This is a genomic window from Photorhabdus heterorhabditis (assembly GCF_001280945.1).
Classification (GTDB): Bacteria; Pseudomonadota; Gammaproteobacteria; order Enterobacterales; family Enterobacteriaceae; genus Photorhabdus; species Photorhabdus heterorhabditis.
The window spans coordinates 1-1,144 of record NZ_LJCS01000178.1; the positions used below are offsets into that span (position 1 = coordinate 1).

The 1,144-nt window shown below is 59.1% G+C and carries 1 pseudogene; it reads right to left on the reverse strand.

From position 1 onward, the window contains the following. Nucleotides 1-1,144: pseudogene (locus AM629_RS21165) on the reverse strand (hemagglutinin repeat-containing protein); the annotation flags it as partial.

Sequence of the window (1,144 nt, forward strand, 5' to 3'; positions counted from 1 at the left end):
CCGCCGTCTATCAGTCCCGTATTATTCAGGGTGTCGTGAACATTAACCTGCGTTTTCCCGGCGCTGATTTCCGCGGTCTGAGTATTGGTAAGGTTTTTGGCGGTCAGCTGCACGGTTTGCCCGGCGACGATGGCCCGGTCATTGGTGAGATTGCCCGCGGTCTCCAGCGTCAGCGTGCCATTGGCCGCAGTGTGCCCGGTGTGGTGAAAATCCTTGGTTAAGGTGACCGCCATATCGCCCTGCGATAACAGCTGGCCGTCCCCACTTAAGGCGTGGGCGTTAATCGTGGCCTGTTCCCCGGCAATCAGGGTGCCTTGCCGGTTGTCAATCACCAGCGAGGTGTGCCCGCTCCTGTCGTCTACGGTAAGCTGTTTGCCCGCGGAGATTAACCCCTGAGCATTATTCAGCGTGTGACTCACCTGAGCCTGCAGATGGTTAGCGGCCCGTAAAGCGCCCCCGGTATTGTCCACCTGCCGGGCGTTTATCGTCAGATGTTGCGCCTCCACGCCGTTATCCGGCTGCGTTGTCTCACGGTTAATCAGCTGAGTCGTGTTCAGGGTGAGTTGTGAGCCGCCCCGCATCAGGCCGCCGGTGTTGTCGGTTTTTTCCTGCGCGTTCAGCGTGGTATCGTCCACCGCCTGCACCTGACCGTGACGATTGTCGAGCCAGTGGGTCGTCAGGGTAAACCGGCCCGCGGACAACAGTTTGCCATTCTGATTGTCAGTCCCGGCCTGTCCGGTCTGGATAACCAGCTGTCCGCCCTGAAGGTGGCCCTGACGATTATCCAGTGTGCCGCTGGTCACGGTGGTTTTACCCTCACCGAGAATACGCCCCTGTTGGTTATCCAGTAACTGCCCGTCAGTCTCCAGCGTCAGGGTGTCTGCGGATTGTAAGCTGCCCTCGCGGTTTATCAGTTGCCGGCTGTGAATGCCCAGTCCGCCATTGCCGGCTATCTGTCCCTGCGTATTATTGAGCGCAGTGCTGGTCAGGGTGGTTTTGCCGTCCGCCGCTATCATGCCGCCGGTGTTATTGATGTCGCCGGTACGCAAAGTTAAGTGTCCGCCACTCAACAACTGGCCGCCTTTTGGGTTGGTATTGCGGGGATTAGCCAGCCAGTGACCGCGGGTATCGACGGTCATGTCGC